Genomic DNA, 15,786 nt, shown 5'->3' with positions numbered 1-15,786 from the left:
GTGCAACTAGCATGGCTAAATCGGACTCCAATAGCAATGGCCTCCGGCAGGATCAACCGGAGTGCTCTATCCCCGGCAGAGCCGGGGGGTTTGGCGGAGTATGTAGTAGATACACACTCACTTGCTATGGTTCACACGTTCGATGACGTGATCGACGACCGATCGGGCGTCACCGAACTGTCAAGGCTAACATCAGATCCCCTCTGTACGGCGGACCGCAGGGGTGGGATCCTCATCTTCTTCGTATTACTCTATAATCGCCGGTTAGTACTTAAGGCCTGCGAACCGAACCGCCAAAGGTAGGTAGTACCAAGCGTGCTCGAGCGGGTTTTCAGACGTTTTCAATCACAGCTGTAACACGAAGTTCACCGTCGGCCGACTGACGAACTCCAAAGCGGTTCTTCCGAACAGTCCGCTTGGCCTACGTAGTAATCACATATTATCGGGGCTCAGTTCAGGCTCTCGTCCGACAGCGACAGCGAGCCGGTCCTACCATCTCTCGGAACCTGGCTCAATCCGTGCCGTCAGAGAGGCGCGTACAGCACCGCTCCCGTAACCACGATCAGAGACAGAGAAGCGTCGGGATCTCTCGCGACAGCGCTCCACCTGACTACGACGATTCCCGATGACTCCGTCTCTCACTGAACCGCCACCAGCTGCGAGGAGGATCCGTTCAGATCAACTACGAGATGTTCGCTGGTGCGACGAACCAGAAGTGAGACGGTCGCCCGCTCGAGACGAGCGAGTTCGCTCTGACAGAACGAATCGCGAGCACGAGTGGATCTCTCTTATGCCCGTCAGAACGAGAGGGTCTCTCGTGTGCGTATACTAGATAACTAACGCCCGTGTCGCTCCAGTTTGGGGCGCCGGAGTGGAACGTCGACGACCCACGACCTCTTCTGGGGTGCTGTCGTTGGTCCACCGTCGACTTCGACGTCCTCGAGCGTCCCTCCCCCTACGACGTCCAGGGAATAGCGTTCGACCGATTCGAGACTATTTCGAGATAGTGCTGTTCTCTTCGGCCTGTGCCGGCGCCGAGCGTCGACCCGAACCTCGCGTCAGATCCGCCGAAATGATGGTCTATTGTTGAATCAGCGCGGAATTTGGTCAACGGGACAAGAGGACTGTCAGCTCTATCGACGTTCGGTACGTATTTTATTACACGAATGATGTAACGAATCGTAGTCGATTCGAGAACTGCAACTCGAACGGGGGATTCGAATAACCGTTTTCGAAATCGAACAACGCCGCAGTCTTGCGATTTGGGCCGGAAGGGAAATGGCTTGCACTGCGTAGCCGAACAGTCCACAAACTGGTTGTAGTCTCGGAGAGAGTCTGGAATCAGGATAAGTCTCGTAAAGTCGTGATAAGGAAGAATAACGGCAGAATTGATTTATAATACCCCCGTGAGGACGACTGATCGATGCGACAGAAGCAGCAGACGACACGTCGAAGCGTACTCACAGCCACGGGGGCTCTTTCACTGCTCGGTATCGCGGGTATCAGTTCAGCGAGTTCATCGTCGACACTCGCTAACGCACCCGTTCCTGACGATGCGGACGCTCGAACGTACCCAACCATGGGGACGGACAGCGACGCGCCGACAGCAACGGTCTACGGGAATTTCAAGTGTCCAATCACGCAGGACTTCGTCTTCGGTAATCTCGAGGCGATCATCGAGGAGTTCGTCGTCACGGGACGGCTCAACCTCGAGTTTTACAACCTGACGTACGATCCTGGTACGACCTCGAGTTACTTCATCTCCGACAGCGATCCGCGTATCGCGAGTATCGGACTCGCGGTCTGGGACGAGGATCCGAACAGCTACTGGCAGTTCCACCACGATACGTTCGTGGACGCGCCGTCAGGGTACGTCGACTACGACGAACTGGCGTCGCGAGTCCGTTCTTCTGACGTCTCGAACGTCGACGCACTCGTCGATCGTGCCGAGGACGGAGCGTACGACGGGGAAGTCGAGCAGATCGCTGCGACAGCCGCTGCCGACGGAATTTCGTACACCCCACAGATGGAGTTCGCGGGCGAGACGGTCGCGCCACACCACGATACGCAATCGATCCTCAACTGGATCGAAGCGCGCCTCGAGGACGCTCCCGCGGAGCCGGCCGAAGCCGAGGAACCAGAAGACGAGGATCCAGCGGAACCGGAGACCGAATCCGAGGAACCGGAAGAGAACGTCGAAGAGGAAGAAAAGGAGGAATCCGACGACGCCGAGGACGAAGAAACGGAGGAATCCGACACCGAAGCCGTAGACGAGCAACCTGACGGCGAAAGTTCGGAGTCGAGCGCCGATCCTGATGCGGACCAAGAACCCGAGGACGAGGGCGACCAGCCCGACGACGAAAGCGAAGCCGGGGACGTTGATTCAGAACCCGACTCCGAAGCAGAATCGAAAGACGAGGAATCCGACGACGAAACGGACGAAGAGTCGGCGGACGCAACGACCGATTCCGACGACACCGCCGAACAGAGCGAGGAGTCGGCGACGATCACCGGAAAAACCGAGGTCGACGACTGTCCGTTCTAACGACTCGAGGTTGAGCGCACGAATCTTTCCTCGTGTGCTCTGAGGGGGGTCGGATCAAAACGAATCGGTCGTTGCGGAGTGAACTCAGTTCGCCGGAAGACGATCGTTTTCCAGCGCAGTGGTCACGCACTCGAGCAGGTGCTCGATACGGGATCGCTCGAGTTCCCACCAGTCGGTCGAACGCTGATACTCAGCGAGTACGTTCTGGATCGCCTCGAGTTGAGCGTCGGTAAAGCGAAGCTCTCCATCGTCGACTGTGTCGAACGCCTGAAAGAGCGCTAGCGGTGGCGAGTCGACGTCGGTTGCGTTCGTAGCCGTTTCTTCTTGCTCGATTCGGTGGAGCAACACGTGGTGGAGCGTCCAGCGTTCTTCGAGCGACAGCGAGAGGGTAGTTGATCGGGACGACCGGGGCCTGGATGACATATCGGAGTGTACGTTCGAGTCGTATGTTCGCACACACCATAAGGGTTGCTAGCAATTATCAAACCCGGTGCCGACGTCTCGACGATCGGGATACGGGACTCGAGTCCTACAACCACGGTGTGAAAATACGCATACGGACCGAATACCGGGAGAAATCGTTCGGACGCGTCAGCGTCGCGGGTCGTCGTTCGAGTCGGTCTGGAACTGTTCGCGAAGCAGTTCGTACCCGTAGCCGACGGTGACGGCGATACCGTAGCACCCGGCGAGAAACGGGATCCAGTAGACCCAGAAGGAAAGCCGTGAGGCGAACACGTTGCCGATCGCCGTTCCGATCACGTAGACCAGGTAGCCCGGGAGCGCGAGCGGCGATAGCAGTGAGGTCTTGAACCAGCCGAGCGCCAGCGGAACGACCAGCAGGAGGTAGGTAGCGATCGTCGCTGGCGCCGTTAGCGCGCGACGCAGTCGGTCGATCATCGGTCACCCCCTGTCTCGAGCAGGCCGTGACGTTCGAGCAGGGCCGCAGTCACCACGCGCGTCATCTCGTTTTTGGTCTCGCGGTCGAAGAGGAAACTGGTCGTCTCGAAGAGATACGCCGCCGCATCGAGTTCGCGTGCGGCCTCGTGAAAGAGCAGCGGGCCCGAAAGATGGCTCTCGTGTGCGACGAACCGGTGCATCGGAAGATACCAGGGGACGACGCCGTCGTTGAGCGTGGCTGTGAGTTCGTCGCCGTAGGCGTCCGGCGAGTGGAAGATCGCCTGGCCGACGTACTGCTGATGGACGCCGTAAATACCGAGCGACCGGTGGAGATCGAGGACGACGTCCGGATCGTGTCGATCGACCGCTTCCCAGACGCCCCGTGCGAGTTCGCTCTCCGGTTCGCTGTCGGCCGGAAAGTGGCGGTTCAGATCGCCGTCGATCCCTTCGCGTTCGTCGTTTTCGACTGCGACGCTATCGGTTTCGGGAACGACGACGAGCGTGCCTGCGTCGGGGTACCAGTCGGTAACTTCGTGTCCGACGTCGATCCCGTTGTACTCGTCACCGTGGACACCACCGAAGATCATCGCGGTGGGACCATCCTGTGATGCATCGATCTCGTAGAGCGTCGTTTCGTGGACCGTGTCCGACAGAATCGACTCTGTGTTCCGCTCCGGTTCGTTCCCGTCGCTGGGGTTGCGAGCCGCCGATACCAGACCGTGCTCGTTCGACGAGCGACTCGCCACGCCGGCGACGGCCGTGCCAGCGAGGATCCCGCCGGCGGCCAGAATACGACGTCGCCTCATTGTCCGTGGAGAGTACGCGCTCCCTAAAGCCCCTTCCCATCCCGGAAGGGAGTTCCTCCGTGGTGACAGATCGTCCGAGATAATCGTTCTCGACGGCGACCGGGCACGAGGCAACGGAATCCGGACCTCGCAACGAATATTTAAGAGCAGAGCCACCGTATGTTACAGCATGGCATACCGACTACAGTGCGACGGGTGTTCTCTCGCCGAAGAGTTCACCGACTGGGCCGACGCCAACTGGTACGCCAGCAGCCACGAAGCCGAACATCCGGATCACTGGGTGAGTATCTACGAACTCCAGGAAGCCTGATCGGTGCACCGCCGTGGGGAGTCTCGATCACCGAACATCGAGGACTATCGGTCCCCCAGTAGCGCTTGGGCGCGTCGACGCGGTTAGTGTCCACCTCGGACGGTTTCTGACGGAGTCAGAACCAGGTGTGCGGAATCCCGGACCGATTCCAAACCTGCACACTCCCTGACCGCTGGCCCGTTCTGGGTCGTTCTGTTCTCTCACTTCCAGGTAGAGGCCGATACTGGTCGCGGTCCCGTCTCACTGGTTCGAATTCTGGGACCTCGTTCCGGTGGTTCGATGCGAGAGCACTGCTCACGGTCGGCGAACCCGATCGATGGCCCACTCACAACTCGTAGTGGGCGATCTCACCGGTGCCACAGTTCGGACACGCGGCGGGTTCGTGCTCGAGTTTCGTCCCGCAGTGACGACACTCGTACAATCCGGGTTCGGTCCCGATCACGCGACGAAGCGAGTTCACTACCCCCATCCCACTCCCTGGTTCTGTCCGAACCATTATCAATCAAATTGCCGTCATTGTTCGAACATTAATACCATGCCACACCGGTCACCAGTACGTCGGCTCGTCGCGGCGACCGCGTTCGGGCCCGACTACAGGACGAACCCGCCGATCATCGCGACGATGAACACCGCAGCGACGATCGTCAGTGTCTCGTATCGGTAGTCGGAGCGGCCCTCGACGTCAGGCGTCCCGAAGATCACGGCGAGGAGTCCGCCGACGGCCACGATCAGAACGGCGATCGCGTACGCCGAGTACAGGAGTCCTGGCATAGTATCACACACGATGCGAGACACTGTAAAGCCGCCCGTGACCGGTTGGGGATCCGACGGTATCCTCTACCGTCTCCCGAAACGTGAGGGGTTCAGCCGTCGGATCGGTCGTCCGACTCTCGAGCCTCGCCCTCGCCGCCGTCCGTCCGCCGGGGACCGGACTCTCGCCGACCGCCGTCGGCCGCCGGTGTCTCGGGGGCGACCTGCTCGCGGCGCTGGCGCAGGTAGCGCGCCCGCAGGACGTTGCCGTACGCCGAGAGGACGAGTCCGATGAGCAGGACCAGCATGCCGATATTGATGCCGATCGTCCGCAGGACGCTGCCCTCGGCGAACACGAGCGTCTCCGGAACGGGATAGCCACCGTAGTCGAGGCTGGCAAGCAACACGCTGACGATGCCGACGACGACCATCACGGCCATCACGTTCGTCGCCCACCGCCAGGAAGATTTGAGGCGAAGGCGTTCGATCCCGGTCGTCTCGTACTCGTCCGGGTCCCCGTGGAAGTTCGGCGTCTGATCTTTCGGCAGGAACGCCTTCATCTCGACCGGGTAGAACGCCGGGTGAAAGCCGTGCTCGAAGGTGTGGAACATCACGCCCATCAGCATGATGATCCCGAGCAGGCCGTGGAAGGCGACGAACGCCATCGCGACCGACTGGGAGTTGTAGAAGTCGATCAGCCACGACTTCCGCCAGATGAGCAGCCCCGAGATCATCAGCAAGATGAGTTCGACCGTGAAGATCCAGATGACGCCCTTGCCGACGTAGGAGACGAGCGGCACCTCGTCGGCCTTGTACCCCGCGAACTGGCGGGCGGCCGGATGGCGCTCGTCGGCCCGACCCAGCGCGAACTCGACGTCCTGGATGAACGCCGCGAGATCGGTCCGGAAGTCCGGCAGGATCTCGCCGAAGTTCGCACGGCTGGTCGACCGCAGGAGCATGTACGGCACCCAGAACCCCGTCAGGACGATCAACGCGAAGCCCGCGATGCGGTGGATCGCGAGCACGCCCTCGTTGCCGCCCATCAGTTCGACCATCCACCACAGCTCCGTGTTGAAGGCGATGGCGTACCCCGTAAAGAAGAGGATGAACACCGTCAGCGCCAGCAGTGAGTGGAACATCGTCGTCGTCCGCGAGAACTTTCCGTGGTCGAGGTTCGTCACGGCGACTCACCTCCGTCGCCGTCGTCGACTCGCCGTGACTCCGGAGCCCCGCCGTCGGTCGCGGCGGCCGTCTCCCGCTCTCGAGCCCTCGCTCCCGGCGGCTGCATCCGCGCGGCCAGCCGCCGGAACGCCGCCCAGTGGATGAACACTATCAGCAGGATGAAGATCCCCATGACGACGTCGGCGAAGTGGACGAGGACGATCATCCACTCGAGTAGCGGTTCCGTGTTCCCGACGACCCAGTCCGCGCCGACCCCGCCGCCCTCGACGGTGGGGCGGACCCGAAGCAGGTCCTCGAAGAACGGTGCGCGCCCCGAGACGAGCGCGACGGAACCGATCGCGAGCGCGAAGCCGAACGCCAGACTGATCCAGAAGGCGGCGCGATCCGAGAACCCGTCGTCGGAGTCACGACGGTCCTCGTCGGTGTGCGCGCCGTCGTCGGGTGGTTCGTCCGGCGACTTCTCGGCGGAGCCGGCGGCGCTCCCGGGGGTTCGCTCGTCCGGTCCTCGATCGGTCGATTCGCTGGCTCGAGGGGCGGTGCTCGTCGACTCGTCGCCGCTGGGCGCGTCGGCTCGAGGATCGTCGCTCGAGTCGCGGTCCGCAATGCCGTCCCGATCGCGGTCGGCGGGGTCGTCCCGTGGATGCTCGTCGCTCATGGGTCACTGGAAGAGCTGGGCGTCTTCCGGGCCGAAGATGATCTCCATGGCCTGTTCGTTGAAGAACGGGCCGCTGTCACGCTTCTCGAGTTCGTCGGCGATCTCGCCGGCACCGCCAACCAGGATCGCGTTCGTCGCACACTCTTCGGCGCAGGCGGGCCCCTTCGCGGCCTCCTGGCGCTCGCGACAGCCGGTACACTTGTCCATGATGCCGCCAGTCCCGAATATCTGGGCCGTACCGTCCCCGCTGTCCGGAAACTGTGGCGCTCCGAACGGACAGCCCGACAGGCAGTACTGACAGCCGACGCAGAGATCCTCAGTTACCGTGACGAAGCCGTCGTCTTCCTTCTGGAGGGCGTCGGTCGGACAGACCGAGACGCAGGGCGCCTCTGCACAGTGATAACACTGCATCGGCAGGCTCGTTTCGCCGGGGTTCTCGCCGGCTTCGAGCCGATCCGTCTTGTTGGCGTTCTCGCCCTGGGGACCCGCGGTTCCCTCGAGCATCGTCGTGATGTCGATGCGCTGGTTGTTGATCTCGCGATCCCAGGTGCGTTTGCAGGCGACGACGCAGCCGCCGCAGTCGATGCAGGCCTCGACATCGGGGAAGATTCGCATCCCCTCGCCGGTGCTCATGACGCCCTGGCTCAGGACGTCGCCGGATGGTTCTTCCTGTGTCATTGTGTCGCACCTCCTTCGTACATGTCCCAGTCGCGGACGTCGTACTGCTTCTGGCGCCCGAGTCCGAGTTCGTCCTGCGGGTAGTCGATGAACTCCATGTCGAGGTCGTCGACTACCTCCTGGGTCGCCTTCTGGACGTGGACCACGCCGGACTTCGTCTCCTGCATCTGCGTCTCGGCGTCGAACCCGCTGGGTGTGATGATGTTCGCGCTCTCTCCGATCGCCAGCGGCTCGGTTCCCTCGGGCCACTCGCCGGATCGGTCCTGCCCGTGGAAGACGCCGCCCCAGTGGTAGGGCAAGAAGAGTTCTTCCCCGTTGACCCGGTTCGTCACCTTGGCCTTCACCAGAATCGACCCCTTGTCGGCGGAGGTGATGACGACGTGATCGTCGCCCCCGATAACGTCGAGTTCCTCGGCCAGATCCGGGCTGATCTCCGCGTACATGTGGGGCTGGGTGTCGGCGGTGTACTTGTTGTTTCGCGTCTCGGAGCCGCCGCCCTGGTGTTCGACCTGCCGACCCGAGGTCATGATCACGGTCCGACCGTTCTCGGCGTCGCTGCCCAGTTCGGTGTGGACGGCTTCCGTCGCCTGCTGTTGGACCGAGGCGTTGTTCTGGTCGAGTCGCCAGAAGTTGGTCTGTTCCCCGTTCGCTGGCCACTCCTCGACCAGATCCGGTCGGGGGCTCTCGACCGGCTCCCGGTGGACCGGAACCGTATCGAGGAAGTTCCAGACCACTGCACGCGCGCGGCCGCGACCCGTCGGCGGATCCGGCTGCGCGTAGTCGTACTCCTCGTACGCCTCCGGATCGACCTCGACCTCGTCGCCGTACTCGTCGGCGAGCGCCTGGGCGGCATCGTAGACCGACTGCTCCTCGTCGAGCGCGTGCTCGACGGGCAGAGTCTGCGAGGAGGCCTCGGTCGGATCGTCCGGTAACAGGGTCGCGTAGGCCGGGTACGACGGGACGCCCTGGATCTCTTCGTCCCACCACTCCGCCTCGAACGAGCCGGCGATCAGGTCGAGTCCGTCCTCACCGTCCTGGTCGTAGGTCTCCTCGAGCGGGTACTCCTTGTCGATATCGAGCTCCTCCCACTCCTCCTGCGTGGGCCCTCTGACGCCCCAGTTCTCGCGGAAGTCGTGGCCGCCGTCGCGTGGATCGGACTCCGTCGTCCAGATGATCGGCGAGCCTGGGTGGTCGTCACCCCAGTGCGGCCAGGGGAGCATCCAGAAGTCGCCGTCGACCGGCAGCCCTTCGGTGTCGGCCCGGAGCGTGTCCGTGTTGAACGCCCAGTCGTACTCCATGTGCTCCTGGAGGCGCTCGGGCGACTGCTGGTAGCCGATCGAGCGGACGCCGAGGTTGATCTCCCGGAGGACGTCCTCGTAGGAGCTCTGGCCGTTGTGGATCTCCGGGCCGCTCCCCCAGTCGAAGTGGTCGCCAAAGCCCATGTGGTGGGCGAGTTCCTGGAAGATCTGGAGGTCCGGCTTGGAGTTGTGCGCCGGCGGCGCGGCGGCCTCGCTCCACTGCACCGAACGGTGGGAGTTCGTCACGGTGCGGACGTGTTCGTACTGGCTCGAGGCAGGCAGCAGGAGGACGTTCGCGTCGTCCGGTAGGGTGCCGGCGACGGATGGGAAGACGTCGACGACGACCAGCAGGTCGAGCGCCTCCATCGCCCGCTTCATCTTGCCCATCTCGCTGATGGAGTTCGCCGAGTGCCCCCAGAAAAAGGCCATCTTCAGCGGGTCGGGCTGGTAGAGGTCCGACTCGAGCAGCCGATCCTCTTGCTGAAGCGCGGCCTCGTACCAGCGGGCGACGGTCAGCCCTCGCTGGAACATCATCGAGTTCGGATCCGGATCGTCGATCGGTGCCTCCTCGTCCAGCGGATCCTCGTCCTCTTCTTGCGGATCATCTTCCTCCTCGTCTTCGGCCTCCTCTTCCTCCTCGACGCCGACGCCGCCTTCGTCTCCGGCTTCGACCTCGGCCGGCACCTCGAGGCCCTCCCACATCTCCTCGTCCATCAGCTCGAAGCGCTCGTACATCTCCTCGAAGTCCGTGCTGCCGCTGGTCCACGGGCTCTCGTCCCAGACCTCGGTCCAGTGCTCCCAGGAGCCCGGCGAGTCGACGCCGTAGTAGCCCGGCAGGATACTGGCGTCGACGCCGAGGTCGGTCGCCCCCTGGACGTTCGCGTGGCCGCGCATGACCTGGAGCCCGCCGCCGGCTCGAGCCGCGCTCCCGGTTCCGAGGCTGAACAGCGCGTACGCGCGGATGTTCTGGGTGCCGTTGTTGTGCTGGGTGCCACCCATCGCCCACTCGAGCTGGATCTGGGGCTTGTTCTCGATGATTATGTCGCCGATATCCTCGAGATCGTCCTCGTCGATCCAGGTGATGTCCGCGACCGTCTCGAGGTCGTACTCGTCGATCTCGGACTCGACGTCGGGCCACCCCATCGTTCGGTTCTCGATGAACTCGTCGTCGAGTTCGTCCTGCTCTCGGATGTAGTGGAGCAATCCCATGACCAGCGCGACGTCGGTGCCCGGACGCAGCCGGTAGAAGTAGTCGGCGTGGGCCGACGTCTTCGTGTACCGAGGGTCGATCGAGACGATCGTGCCGCCGCGGGCCTGCCCCTCGAGGATGTGTTGCATCGCGATCGGGTGGGACTCGGCGGGGTTCTGCCCGAGGATAATGAGCAGATCGAAGTTGCGGTAGTCGTTGATCGTGTTCGTCATCGCGCCGAAGCCCCAGGTGTTCGCCAGCCCCGTCACCGTCGGGGAGTGACAGATCCGCGCCTGGTGGTCGACGTTGTTCGTACCCATGAACGCCGCGAGCTTGCGACTGGTGTAGGCCGCCTCGTTGGAGTGGTGGGCGCTCCCGAGAAGCATGACGCTCTCGCGACTGTACTCCTCGATGGTCTCCTCCCAGGTGTCCGCGATCGTTCTGTAGGCTTCCTCCCAGGTGACCTTCTGCCACTCGCCGTCGACCTTCTGCATCGGATGCTTGAGCCGTTTGGGCGAGTGTTCGGTCTCGAGGATGCCAGCACCCTTCGAGCAGAGCGAGCCGTTGTTGATCGGGTTCTCGAACCACGGTTCCTGCGCGACGAAGGAGTCGCCGTCCTTGACCGCCTTGAACCCGCAGCCGACGGCACAGTAGTTGCAGATCACCTTCGACGTCTCGTCGTCGTCGTGGACGCCCTCCTGTTCGTCTTCCTGACCGCCGAGAACGTGGCCCGTCACCCCGCCGCCGAGGAACAGCCCCCCGGCGAGCGCACTGGCCTTCATGAACGACCGCCGGTCGAGGTCGATCGTGACCGGTTCGGAGTCAGTCGTCATGTCGGTCGCATCACCACCTGCACCGGCCGGAGGTCGGTTCGTCGCAGACCCATGTTATTGGCAAACATACTCACAGAGAGCTTCCCGACTCACGACTATGAATATTTGCTTCAGCAATACAATCAGAATTTATCTTTAAACTAGGGTAAAATCTAGATACAGCGCACAATAACTACCATGTGTAGTTAATTCCCAACATGGGACGAACATTCGTGGATATCAGACGTAACGCTATTAGTGTGTCACAGAATACCACAACAGGATGCCCGTGAGGAGACTCGTCCGTTCGTCCGTCGAGACGTCCAGCCGAGGTGATCGCAAGCGATGAGCGTCGACCAGCACGCCCTGTACGACGCCCGCCTCGAGCTCGTGAACTTCCTGATCGACGCGTTCGCCGACGTTCCGACCGACGAGTTCGTCGAGACGGTCCTTCAGGACCTCGAGTTCCCCGAGGATTCCGTCAGTGAGGAGCTCGATCAGGGGTTCGACCTGCTCGAGCAGTTCGTCGCTGCCAACCGGGATCGTGATCTCGAAGCGGTCCAGTACGACCTCGAGCGAGAGTTCACGCGGCTGTTCGTCGGCCCGCGGCCGCGGATACTCGCCCACGAGACGTACTATCGGGACGATACGGACTTCAGAGGCGCAGGGCGCGCGAAGGTCACGGCCAGCTACAACGCTGCGGGCTGGTCACCGCCGGCGGAGTATCCCGAGGAGGACGATTATATCGCCGTCGAACTCGCCTTTCTCCGATACCTCGTCCGCCGGCAGCGCAACGGCGCCGAGGAAGCGTTCGGTTACCAGCGGGTCTTCCACGAGGAACATCTCTCCGAGTGGATCGACGACCTCGTCGCAGACGTTCGCGAACAATCGCAGGAACCGTTCTACGAGGGGGTTGCGACGCTTCTCGAGGGGTATCTGGCGTTCGAGGAGGAGATCGCGATGCAGATGGCCTGACGCCGAGTGAGACTCAGTCGTCGTCTTCGTCGTCGACGAACGGTGCCAGCACCTCCTCGCTAAACTCGACCTCGCCGTCGATCTCGCCGTCGTTGATGTCGTGCGGTGCCTTGTGGTCCCACACTTCCCGACCGCGTTTCGTCTCGAGGTCCGGATCCGGTCGCCAGTTCGTGTGTGTCATGGGAGGACGTGTGTGAGTGACAGGCATATACTTTTGTGGCGATTCGCGAACACGTCGGTCGATACGAACGAGCCATCGCTCCTCGAGCGATGATCTACATCGATGTCCAACTCGGTCCACGAATACGGCCGTTAGTTACCGGAGCGTTACTCGGGTGGCCACTCCTCCGGAGCGGGATCGGGCTCTCCGAGCGCCCCGAAGGCGGCGATTACCAGCCCGAGGAAGATCAGCATGACGAGTATTCCCATCACTCCGCCCAGGCCGTGCCGTCCGACCCAGTTGATGCTCGTGGGACTGCCCATCTGGGCCGTGATCTGCAGCCCGATCAGCACGACCCAGCCGATCGCGAACAGCAGGAGGAACGTCACCAGTGCGTTGTGTTCGATCGCGGTTCGAATACCCATGCGAGTGCGAACGGTTCCCACAGTAAAAACTCTACACGGGATCCGTCGCGACAGTGATCTCTCTCGGCGAGTGATAGGGTGGCCGCTGAAGAGCGATCGAACCGCGAGCGGGTACTGAACCTGTACACCCTCTTCGTTTACGAGGACGGTCGACGCGGCTACTCCGCGTCCAGTGCCGGCAGCGTAAACGTAAACGTCGATCCTCTCCCGGGTTCCGATTCGACCCAGATCCGGCCGTCGTGACGTTCGACGATCCGCTTGCAGAGCGCGAGTCCGATGCCGCTGCCGGCGTGTTCGTCGTGGCTGTGGAGTCGCTGGAACAGCTCGAAGACGGAGTCCTGATTCTGTGGTTCGATGCCGACGCCGTCGTCAGCGATCGAAATCTGCCACCTCGTGCCGCGTCGTTCGGCGGAGATGTGGATCCAGGGTCGCTCGTCGCCGCTGTACTCGATCGCGTTGTTCAGCAAGTTCTGAAAGACCTGTCGCAGTTGGTCGTCGTCACCCTGGACGCGGGGCAGCGACTCCCGTTCGATCTCGGCGTCCTGCTCCTCGATTTTCACCTTCAGATCCGCGAGCGCCTCCTCGAGGACGACGTCCAGATCGGTCGGCTCCAGCGAACTCCCCTGAGTATCGATCCGCGAGTACTCGAGCAGTCCATCGACCATATCCCGCATCCGGTTCGCGCCGTCGATGGCGAACCCGAGGAACTCCTCGGCTTCCTCGTCGAGGTCGTCCTCGTATCGCCGTTCGATGAGCTGGAGATAGCTCGAGACCATCCGCAACGGTTCCTGAAGATCGTGGGAGGCGGCGTAGGCGAACTGCTCGAGAGATCTGTTCGACTCCTCGAGTTTCGTGATGTAGTGCATCAGCTTCCGGGACTGCCTGCGTCGAACGAGCAGGGTGTTCAGCCGACGAAAGAGGAGATTTCGGTCGAGTGGGGCATCCACGATGTCGTCGACGAGTAGCGGGGACTCTCGTTCGTTCGGTCCCGGCAACGTGATCTCCCGGCGGTTGTCGTCGCGGCGGATGAGTACGACGGGACAGAAGACGGGATCACACTCCTCGACGCGCTCGAGGAGGGTGTCGCGGTACTGGGGAAACGAGTGGTCGTCGACGAGATACAGGTCGACCTCGTTGACCGACTGGTCCGTGTCGACGTCGTAGTGATCGCCGAGTAACTTCTGGACTGCGTCGCGATTTCCCGTCTCGTTGATGAGCAACTGAATCGTGCTCACCTGCTCGTTCGTACCCATATAGACGTAGCCGCGATACTGTGGTATCCTGCGGTCATTCGTTTCGTCCGATATTCGCCGTCCGCCCCATCCGTGGAGAGCCCTGAAGAATACCGTGGAGACCGGTCAGCGGCTCGCCGACGCGGATTCCGTCGGACGTGATCTCGAACTCACGAAGCGTCTGTTCGAAGCCGCCAGTCCGCTTTTTGAGCACGCCGATGACCTTTCGGAGGCTTCCGTCCATCTCGACGTAACTGACGAACGCGATGTTATCAGCGATGTAGCTGATCTGGTTGTTCGTTGCCGTGGAGATGCCGGTAATCTCCGGGATCTCGTTCGTGATCAGTACCGCCACGCCCTGGTTCTTCAGGTACCGCGTCAGGGCGTGGAGCTTCCGGACGAGGACGCGCTCCTGGCCCTGGATGGAGATCGTGTAGCCGTCGATCCCGTCGATCATGACGATATCCGTGTCCTGTTCTTCGACCTGCTGTTTGACCATATGAGCGAACTCCTCGCTGGAGAGGGTGAGCGGTTCGACCTCGGTCACCGAAAGCGTGCCCGCTTCGCGCATCTGTTCGACGGGAATGTCGATCGATTCGGCGCGGTGAGTGAACGTCTCGATGTTCTCCTCGAACAGGTATATCGACGAGTTCAGCCCGTCCTTGGCAGCCTGTGTCAGCAGCTGCGTTCCGGTCGTCGTCTTGCCGGCTCCCGTCGGGCCGCTGATGAACGTCACGGTGCGGTGGTCGAAGCCACCGCCGAGCAGTTCGTCGAGTTCGTCGATACCGGAGTGAACGCGCTGGGGCTCGAACGAGCTGTTTTGCTGTTCGGGGACGAGGCTCGGAAAGATCTCGAGTCCGCCGCTGCGGATCGCCATGCCGTGATCCCCGCTCATCTGTCCGAGTGCGCGGTGTTTCGTCGCCGTGATCCGACGACCGTTTTCTGTACGGATTAGCTCGATGATTCCGTCACTGAGCGATCGAAGCTCCGTATCGTACTCCGGATCGGAGTTGAGCGTCGCCGTGACAGCGACGGTAATCTCGTGCTGTTTGAGAAAGCGCATGAACGCCAGGATCCGTTTCCGGAACTGGTACTCGTTCGCCTCGACGTACCGGAGTTGCGAGATAGGGTCGACGACGACGCGCGACGGATCGATCTCTTCGATCGCCTCGTGGATCTTCTTCGTGTAGCGGTCGCGCTCGAGGTCGCTGGGCTCGACCAGGTCGTAGGAGTCGTCCTCGATGAAGAACTCAGACTCGGGGCCGAGATCGAGAAATTCGGCGTCGCTGATATCGGTGTCGACTGCGAACCCGTTTGCGAGTATCTCTTCCCGAGATTCCTCTCCGTGGATGAATAGAACCGTCTCGTCGTTCTCGAGTCCCTCTTCGAGAAAGTGCATCCCAAGTAGCGTTTTTCCAGTACCCGGCTGTCCGTGAACGAGATACATCCGACCCTCGACGAACCCCCCATGAAGGATTTCGTCCAGGCCGTTGACCCCACTGTTTATTGGAGTAATGGTGGATGTCACACTATCCTCACACGAAACAGGAAGCCATTAATCAATTGATTCCTCGACAGCGATTCGTTGCCATTAGCGTTAGAACCACTGAATTTCACTCGTTCCAACCGAACGCCGTGGTCCCTCCCAGCCGCGAACTCGCGTCTGGGGGGTACCCAACGATAGTCTGTTCGAGAGTCGCAAGCGATCCGCCCGTTCCGCTCGCTCTGCGATCCATCACGGACTGAAATTATACGCTGAACAGGCGCAATACCACGTCCTTTAGGGCGTGGATACGCGCCGTCGATTGATGCAACAATCCACCGGCTGTGCATGGCAGGATATTCCACGCGAATCGGTAGTATTACGTTTTC

The 15,786-nt window shown here is 61.8% G+C and carries 16 protein-coding genes; 3 read left to right on the top strand and 13 right to left on the bottom strand.

From position 1 onward, the window contains the following. Positions 1–1,579: 1,579 nt before the first annotated feature. Positions 1,580–2,545, top strand: a complete 966-nt coding sequence (locus CV102_RS25335) for a DsbA family protein (protein WP_187433118.1) — start codon at positions 1,580–1,582, stop codon at positions 2,543–2,545. An 84-nt stretch (positions 2,546–2,629) separates the two neighbouring features. On the opposite strand, the gene CV102_RS25330 is transcribed toward CV102_RS25335, so the two are convergent. The 3 genes from CV102_RS25330 to CV102_RS25320 all read right to left on the bottom strand — a co-directional run bounded on the left by CV102_RS25330 (position 2,630) and on the right by CV102_RS25320 (position 4,248). Next, positions 2,630–2,968 carry a DUF7853 family protein gene (locus tag CV102_RS25330; protein WP_148860781.1) on the bottom strand — a complete coding sequence of 113 codons (339 nt, stop codon included), beginning with the start codon at positions 2,966–2,968 and terminating at the stop codon, positions 2,630–2,632. A 168-nt stretch (positions 2,969–3,136) separates the two neighbouring features. After that, positions 3,137–3,442, bottom strand: a complete 306-nt coding sequence (locus CV102_RS25325) for a hypothetical protein (RefSeq protein ID WP_148860780.1) — start codon at positions 3,440–3,442, stop codon at positions 3,137–3,139. After that, complete coding sequence (locus tag CV102_RS25320) at positions 3,439–4,248, bottom strand: succinylglutamate desuccinylase/aspartoacylase family protein (protein ID WP_148860779.1); 810 nt, start codon at positions 4,246–4,248, stop codon at positions 3,439–3,441. Before CV102_RS25320 ends, CV102_RS25325 begins: the two co-directional genes overlap by 4 nt. A 169-nt stretch (positions 4,249–4,417) precedes the next feature. Here CV102_RS25320 and CV102_RS26330 point away from each other — a divergent pair, with 169 nt between their 5' ends. Continuing rightward, positions 4,418–4,558 (top strand): hypothetical protein, encoded by a 141-nt coding sequence (locus CV102_RS26330; RefSeq protein WP_187433117.1) that lies wholly within the window; start codon positions 4,418–4,420, stop codon positions 4,556–4,558. A gap of 325 nt (positions 4,559–4,883) precedes the next feature. Here the strand turns inward: CV102_RS26330 and CV102_RS26325 are convergent, their stop codons facing one another. The 6 genes from CV102_RS26325 to CV102_RS25295 form a co-directional block, all read right to left on the bottom strand. Then, positions 4,884–5,054, bottom strand: coding sequence for a hypothetical protein (locus tag CV102_RS26325; protein ID WP_222863742.1), 171 nt, complete (start codon positions 5,052–5,054; stop codon positions 4,884–4,886). A 95-nt stretch (positions 5,055–5,149) separates the two neighbouring features. Next, positions 5,150–5,329, bottom strand: a complete 180-nt coding sequence (locus CV102_RS25315) for a hypothetical protein (protein ID WP_148860778.1) — start codon at positions 5,327–5,329, stop codon at positions 5,150–5,152. 92 nt (positions 5,330–5,421) lie between these two features. Next, entirely contained in the window at positions 5,422–6,489 is a 1,068-nt protein-coding gene (locus CV102_RS25310; protein WP_148860777.1) for a cytochrome b/b6 domain-containing protein, read from the bottom strand. Then, the gene (locus CV102_RS25305) at positions 6,486–7,145 is read right to left on the bottom strand and encodes a hypothetical protein (protein WP_148860776.1); all 660 of its coding nucleotides are present in this window, start codon (positions 7,143–7,145) and stop codon (positions 6,486–6,488) included. Before CV102_RS25305 ends, CV102_RS25310 begins: the two co-directional genes overlap by 4 nt. Before the next feature lie 3 nt (positions 7,146–7,148). After that, positions 7,149–7,823, bottom strand: coding sequence for a 4Fe-4S dicluster domain-containing protein (locus CV102_RS25300; RefSeq protein WP_148860775.1), 675 nt, complete (start codon positions 7,821–7,823; stop codon positions 7,149–7,151). Continuing rightward, the gene (locus CV102_RS25295) at positions 7,820–11,143 is read right to left on the bottom strand and encodes a molybdopterin-dependent oxidoreductase (RefSeq protein ID WP_148860774.1); all 3,324 of its coding nucleotides are present in this window, start codon (positions 11,141–11,143) and stop codon (positions 7,820–7,822) included. Before CV102_RS25295 ends, CV102_RS25300 begins: the two co-directional genes overlap by 4 nt. Positions 11,144–11,467: 324 nt before the next feature. On the opposite strand from CV102_RS25295, the gene CV102_RS25290 reads away from it, so the two are divergent. Beyond that, entirely contained in the window at positions 11,468–12,097 is a 630-nt protein-coding gene (locus CV102_RS25290) for a TorD/DmsD family molecular chaperone (protein ID WP_148860773.1), read from the top strand. 13 nt (positions 12,098–12,110) lie between these two features. On the opposite strand, the gene CV102_RS26320 is transcribed toward CV102_RS25290, so the two are convergent. From CV102_RS26320 to CV102_RS25275, 4 genes are all read right to left on the bottom strand, one after another. Further along, positions 12,111–12,278 (bottom strand): hypothetical protein, encoded by a 168-nt coding sequence (locus tag CV102_RS26320; protein ID WP_187433115.1) that lies wholly within the window; start codon positions 12,276–12,278, stop codon positions 12,111–12,113. 146 nt (positions 12,279–12,424) lie between these two features. Beyond that, complete coding sequence (locus tag CV102_RS25285) at positions 12,425–12,682, bottom strand: hypothetical protein (RefSeq protein WP_148860772.1); 258 nt, start codon at positions 12,680–12,682, stop codon at positions 12,425–12,427. A 158-nt stretch (positions 12,683–12,840) separates the two neighbouring features. Beyond that, positions 12,841–13,935: a sensor histidine kinase gene (locus CV102_RS25280; protein WP_148860771.1), complete on the bottom strand. Its 1,095-nt coding sequence runs from the start codon at positions 13,933–13,935 to the stop codon at positions 12,841–12,843. Between the two features lie 34 nt (positions 13,936–13,969). After that, entirely contained in the window at positions 13,970–15,442 is a 1,473-nt protein-coding gene (locus CV102_RS25275) for an ATPase domain-containing protein (protein WP_148860770.1), read from the bottom strand. Between the last annotated feature and the right edge of the window lie 344 nt (positions 15,443–15,786).

This window comes from Natronococcus pandeyae (genome assembly GCF_008122205.1).
In the GTDB taxonomy this organism is placed as follows: Archaea; Halobacteriota; Halobacteria; order Halobacteriales; family Natrialbaceae; genus Natronococcus; species Natronococcus pandeyae.
The sequence above is the reverse complement of the archived record's forward strand: the minus strand, read 5'-3'. Positions and strand labels throughout refer to the sequence as shown.